Raw genomic sequence first — 5,522 nt, 5'->3', positions numbered from 1 at the left:
GGATATCGACATCGATCTCGCGGCGCTGCCCTTCGACGATCCGCCGACCTACGCCATGCTGGCGCGCGGCGAGACGGTCGGCGTGTTCCAGGTGGAATCGGTCGGCATGCGCAAGGCGCTGGTCGAGATGAAGGCCGACCGCATCGAGGATTTGATCGCGCTGGTCGCGCTCTACCGGCCGGGTCCGATGGACAATATCCCGACCTATTGCCGCCGCAAGCTCGGGCTGGAGGAGCCGACCTATCTGCATCCGGGCATGGAGCCCTGGCTGCGCGAAACCCATGGCATCATCGTCTATCAGGAACAGGTGATGCAGGTAGCGCAGGCGCTCTCGGGCTATTCGCTCGGCGAGGCGGATCTGCTGCGCCGCGCAATGGGCAAGAAGATCAAGGCGGAGATGGACGCCCAGCGCGATCGCTTCGTGAAGGGCGCGATCGACAACAAGATCAAGAAGGAAACGGCCTCCGAGATCTTCGATCTCCTGGCGAAATTCGCCGATTACGGCTTTAACAAGAGCCATGCGGCGGCCTATGCCGTCGTCGCCTTCCAGACCGCCTATCTCAAGGCGAATTACCCGGTCGAGTTCCTGGCGGCGTCGATGACGCTCGATATGGGCAACACCGACAAGCTCTCCGAATTCCGGCGCGATGCCGAGCGGCTCGGCATCAAGGTCGAGCGGCCGGCGATCAACCGCTCCGGTGTTGAGTTCGACGTGGCGGACGGCAAGATCTTCTACGCGCTGGGCGCCATCAAGGGCGTCGGCACCGCGGCGGTCGAATCGATCGTCAAGGCGCGGCAGGCCGGGGGGCCGTTCCGCGATCTCGCCGATCTGGCGCGGCGGATCGACACCCGCCTCGTCAACCGCCGCACGCTGGAGGCGCTGATCGCGGCCGGCGCGCTGGACGAGCTGATGGAGGACCGGGCGCGGGCGGTTGCCGCGCTCGACGGCATGCTGGCGCTGTCCAACCGCGTCCGCGACGAGGCGGCGGCGGGGCAGTTCGATCTGCTCGGCAACGGCGTGGTGCAGGAGGCCTTCCGCATTCCGCAGGTCGAGCCCTGGGCGCCGGCCGAGAAGCTGAAGCGCGAGCACGAGGCGGTCGGATTCTTTCTCTCCGGCCATCCGCTCGACGACTACGAGCATGTGCTGAAGCGCCTGCGCGTGCAGCGCTATGCCGATTTCGCCCAGACCGTCCGTGCCAACGGCACCGGTGTTGGCAAGGTCGCGGTCTCGGTGATCGACAAGTCCGAGCGGCGCACGAAATCCGGCTCCAAGATGGGCATCGTCAACCTCTCCGACCCCAGCGGCCAGTTCGAGGCGGTGCTCTTCTCCGAAGGGCTGATGAAGCTGCGCGATCTGCTCGAGCCGGGTAGGGCTCTGGTGCTCAGGCTCTCGGCCGTGCTCGATGGCGAAGAGGTGCGCCCGCGCATCGAGGATGCGGAAGAGCTGGACGAGCTCGCCGCGCGCCAGAAGCAGGATCTGCTGATCTATCTGCGTGACGAGAAGGCCGTGCCCTCCATCGCCGAGCGCATCCGCCCCCGCGACGGGGCGGCACGCTCGGATGGGAAGGTTTCGATCGTGATGATCCTCGACGAGGGCGCGCAGGAGGTGGAGATCGAGCTGCCGGGCAAGTATCCGGTGAGCCAGCAGATCGCCAATGCCGTGCGCGCCGCGCCGGGTGTGGTGAGCGTGGAATTGCGCTAGGCGCCACCGTAGGCGAAATCCGCGGGGAACCCTCTCCCCATCAAAATCGGCTGTCGCCGACTTCGATGGGGAGAGGGGGGAGGCCCTCGGACGTTGCAGCTGTTACCCGACCGCTGCTTTGGTCGGTCTGCGCTCGACGGGTCCAGGGGCCTACACCTTACCCCTGCCCCTCTCCTTACAGGAGAGGGGTTCCGCGCGCCCTGGTCTTCGCGCAGTATGGGGCGTTGCTCGGGGACACTGGCATGGCCGAACCGTACGACATCGACAGGCGCAAGCTGCTCACCGCAGCGACGGTGCTGACAGCGGCGAGCGCGGCCCGCCCGGGAAAGGCGCAGGAGAAACCCGTGATCGACGAGCGGACCGTGCTGATCATCGTCGACGTGCAGAATGATTTCTGCCCCGGCGGCAGCCTGGCGGTGAAGGGCGGCGACGAGGTCGTGCCCGTCATCAACGCGCTGGCGAAGCGCTTCGCCCATGTGGTGATGACGCAGGACTGGCACCCGGCCGGCCACTCCTCCTTCGCCTCCAGCCATCCCGGCAAGAAGCCGTTCGAGACGATCGAGATGCCCTATGGCCGGCAGGTGCTTTGGCCCGACCACTGCATCCAGGGCTCGAAGGGCGCGGAGTTTCACCCCGGTCTCGCCGTGCCGCATGCCGCGGCGGTGGTCCGCAAAGGCTATCGCCCCGAGATCGACAGCTATTCCGGCTTCGTCGAAGCGGATCGCAGGACGTCGACGGGGCTCACCGGCTACCTGCGGGAGCGCGGCTTCCTGCGGGCGGTCGTCGTCGGCCTCGCCACCGATTTCTGCGTCGGCTGGACGGCGCAGGATGCTTCCTCAGCCGGCTTCGAGACCTTCGTCGTCGAGGATGCCTGCCGCGCCATCGACCTCGACGGCTCGCTCGACAAGGCCTGGGCCGCGATGGCCGAGAAGGACGTCGCGCGGATCAGGGTCGCCGATCTGCCGGGCTGACGCTCGCCTTGTCGCGCGCCGAGCGTCTCCTCGATCTCGTCCAGCTCCTGCGCCGCCATCGCCGCCCCGTTTCGGGCCGGCGGCTGGCGGAGGAGCTGGGTGTCAGCATCCGCACCCTCTATCGCGATATCGTCACGCTGCAGGGGCAGGGCGCGCCGATCGAGGGCGAGCCGGGCCTGGGCTATGTGCTGAAGCCGGGGTTCATGCTGCCGCCGCTGATGTTCGGCGAGGACGAGATCGAGGCGCTGCTGCTCGGCTCTCGCTGGGTGGCGGACCGGGCGGACGGGCCACTCGCGCTGGCGGCGCGCGACGCCATGGCCAAGATCGTCCGTACTGCCGCAGGACCAGACCCGCAAGGTCGAGGACGCCGTGCTGATGGTCGGGCCCGGCCGTGCGCTCGAAAGCACGACCGCGATCGACCTCTCCCTCCTGCGCCGCACGATCCGGGCCGAACGCAAGGCGCTGATCGCCTATGGCGACGGGGCTGGTCAGGGCAGCGAGCGCATCGTCTGGCCGCTCGCGCTGTCCTTCTTCGATCATGTGAGGATCCTGATCGCCTGGTGCGAGCTGCGCCGGGATTTCCGCCATTTCCGCGCCGACCGGATCGAGCGCTTCGAGCCGATCGAGATGCGTTATCCGGAGCGCCGGGCGGTTCTGCTGAAGCGATGGCGGGAGAAGGAGGGCATCTATCGGCCTGCGTGAGGGACACTGCCGGAAATTGGCAGCATCCGATCCTAGCCTGCGTCGCGTCCGAGAGCCCTCGGACGAGCCGGAGAGTGACCATGTTCGATGCCCATTTCCTTCTGCTGCATGTCGAGAGCCCTGCCGAGAGCGCGCGGTTCTATGCCGATCTGATCGGCGCGCCGCCGCTGGAGCAGTCGCCGACCTTCTCGATGTTCGCCTTGCCGTCGGGCCTGCGTCTGGGCCTGTGGTCGCGCCACACAGTGGAGCCCCCGGCGACAGCGCAGGGCGGCGCGGCCGAGATCGCGATGATGGTGCCTGCGGCAGACGCCGTGGACGCTATGCACGAGCAGTGGCGCGGCCGCGGCATCGCTATCCTGCAGGCGCCGGCCGATCTCGATTTCGGCCGCAGCTTCACGGCTGCCGATCCAGACGGCCACCGCCTGCGGGTCTTCTGCCCGGCGGAGGGGTAGACCATCGCGCGTCGAACGGATGCGGCGACGATGATCCGAGATCATGCCGGACGATTCGGCGAGCGCTACGGCGTGGCGGCGAGTGGCGATTGCGCCTCGACGCGGTCGCGGCCGAGGCGCTTGGCCCGATAGAGCGCGACATCGGCCTCGCGCAGCAGGTCGCTGATCGAGCGGCGGCCGAGTTCGGCCTGGGCGAGGCCGATGCTCAGCGTCGGCCGGATCGGCCAATGCGTGCGCAGGCTGGTGGCCTTCCGGAACCCGATCCGCAGCCGCTCGGCCACCGCCATCGCCTCGGTGGCGTCGAGCCCGGGCAGAACGACGACGAATTCGTCGCCCCCCTGGCGGGCGACGATGTCGTTGCCCCGCAAGGTCTGGCGGGCGACCTCGGCGAAGAGCAGCAGCACCTCGTCGCCGGCGGCATGGCCGGCGCCGTCGTTGAGGGTCTTGAAATGGTCGATATCGGCCACGACCAGCGTGGCCTGCAGCCCACCGGCCCCGCCGCGCCCGGCCATCGCCGCCAGCGCATCCTCGAGGCCGGAGCGGTTGAGCAGCCCGGTCAGCGGGTCGCGCCGGGCGAGGTTCTCCAGCACCCCCTGGCTGCGCTCGGCGACGAGCAGCAGCAGCGTGTTGCCGCGCAGGATGACGAAGCCGATGCTGGCGGCCGCGACCCAGCTCTGGACCGGCGCCGCAGGCGGAAACAAGGTGTTGTGCGTCGGATCGGCGATCACGGCGATCGCTCGCACCGCATAGATCGGCACCGTGGGCATGAAGAACGCGGCGAGGATCCAGCCCGAGCGAAGCCCGTGCCGGCGGGCCAGGAGCACGCCCTCGCGGGCGATCGCCGCATCGCAGCAGCCGAGCACCATGGCGGTGAAGACGACGCGGCCCTTGAAGCCTTCGTCGCCCGGCATCACGGCCATGGCGATCCAGGTGGCGAGCATGGCGGCGGCCAGCAGGCTCCAGCCCGGAGGCTTGCCGGCGAAGCTGCGCACGCCCATCAGCAGGAGGATCGCCCCCGCGACATTGACGGTGTTGCCGAACTCGATCGAGAGCACGGAGGGAATGTGGCCGCGCAGCGCGCCGCAGAGCAGGCCGGTGCCGATGCACAGGCTGCTGACGCCCCACCAGGCGGGCCAGCGCGTGAAGCGCCCCGTCGCCACCGCCAGCAGCAGCGTGGCGCCGATCAGGAAGCAGGTCATCGCCCCGCTGATGAAAATGGTCCGAAGATCGAGAATCACGAGCGTCCGCGCATTTGCCCGGGGGATGATGATGCTCGTAATGCGTGCAGCTTCGGGCGTCACCATGACGCAGCGGCACTTGCAATCCCCGGCGGCGGCGTGTAAGGCGCGCCTCATTCCACATGGGGAGCATCACCTCGACACCGAGGCGTTCCGGTGATCGGCCAGCCTATGGCCGTTTCATTCGCACCCCAGAGGCTCAACCGGAAGGACTTAAGATACCATGGCTCTGCCCGATCTCTCGATTCGCCTGCTGCTCGAAGCCGGCGCCCATTTCGGCCACCAGGCGCACCGCTGGAATCCGAAGATGTCGCCCTACATCTTCGGCACCCGCAACAACATCCACATCCTCGACCTGTCGCAGTCGGTGCCGATGCTGCACCGCGCCCTGCAGGCCGTCTCGGACACCGTCGCCAAGGGCGGCCGCGTGCTCTTCGTGGGCACCAAGCGCCAGGCG

Annotated in this window: 5 protein-coding genes and 1 pseudogene; 5 read left to right on the top strand and 1 reads right to left on the bottom strand. The window is 68.3% G+C overall.

Features of this window, described 5'->3' with window-relative positions; translation table 11 throughout:
* The 4 genes and pseudogenes from dnaE to ACOJTB_RS15420 form a co-directional block, all read left to right on the top strand.
* Positions 1-1,702: DNA polymerase III subunit alpha (gene dnaE, locus ACOJTB_RS15435; protein WP_420103409.1), on the top strand; the 1,702-nt coding region annotated here is incomplete at its 5' end.
* Between the two features lie 242 nt (positions 1,703-1,944).
* Positions 1,945-2,673: a bifunctional nicotinamidase/pyrazinamidase gene (gene pncA, locus ACOJTB_RS15430; protein WP_420103408.1), complete on the top strand. Its 729-nt coding sequence runs from the start codon at positions 1,945-1,947 to the stop codon at positions 2,671-2,673.
* A gap of 8 nt (positions 2,674-2,681) precedes the next feature.
* Positions 2,682-3,375: pseudogene (locus ACOJTB_RS15425) on the top strand (helix-turn-helix transcriptional regulator).
* 80 nt (positions 3,376-3,455) lie between these two features.
* Positions 3,456-3,827, top strand: a complete 372-nt coding sequence (locus ACOJTB_RS15420) for a VOC family protein (protein WP_420103407.1) — start codon at positions 3,456-3,458, stop codon at positions 3,825-3,827.
* A gap of 65 nt (positions 3,828-3,892) precedes the next feature.
* Here the strand turns inward: ACOJTB_RS15420 and ACOJTB_RS15415 are convergent, their stop codons facing one another.
* The gene (locus ACOJTB_RS15415) at positions 3,893-5,026 is read right to left on the bottom strand and encodes a GGDEF domain-containing protein (RefSeq protein ID WP_420103406.1); all 1,134 of its coding nucleotides are present in this window, start codon (positions 5,024-5,026) and stop codon (positions 3,893-3,895) included.
* Between the two features lie 262 nt (positions 5,027-5,288).
* Between ACOJTB_RS15415 and rpsB the strand changes: the two genes are divergently transcribed.
* Positions 5,289-5,522: 30S ribosomal protein S2 (rpsB, locus tag ACOJTB_RS15410; RefSeq protein ID WP_420103405.1), on the top strand; the 234-nt coding region annotated here is incomplete at its 3' end.

It is taken from the genome of Allobosea sp. (genome assembly GCF_048595345.1).
Classification (GTDB): Bacteria; Pseudomonadota; Alphaproteobacteria; order Rhizobiales; family Beijerinckiaceae; genus Allobosea.
Note: the sequence above shows the minus strand (reverse complement) of the source record. Positions and strands in the feature narration are given on the sequence as shown.

What these genes read in the sequence shown, in the direction of transcription:
- pncA (WP_420103408.1), top strand. Translation starts at nt 1,945, where the DNA reads ATGGCCGAACCGTACGACATCGACAGGCGCAAGCTGCTCACCGCAGCG.
- ACOJTB_RS15420 (WP_420103407.1), top strand. Translation starts at nt 3,456, where the DNA reads ATGTTCGATGCCCATTTCCTTCTGCTGCATGTCGAGAGCCCTGCCGAG.
- ACOJTB_RS15415 (WP_420103406.1), bottom strand. Translation starts at nt 5,026, where the DNA reads ATGACCTGCTTCCTGATCGGCGCCACGCTGCTGCTGGCGGTGGCGACG.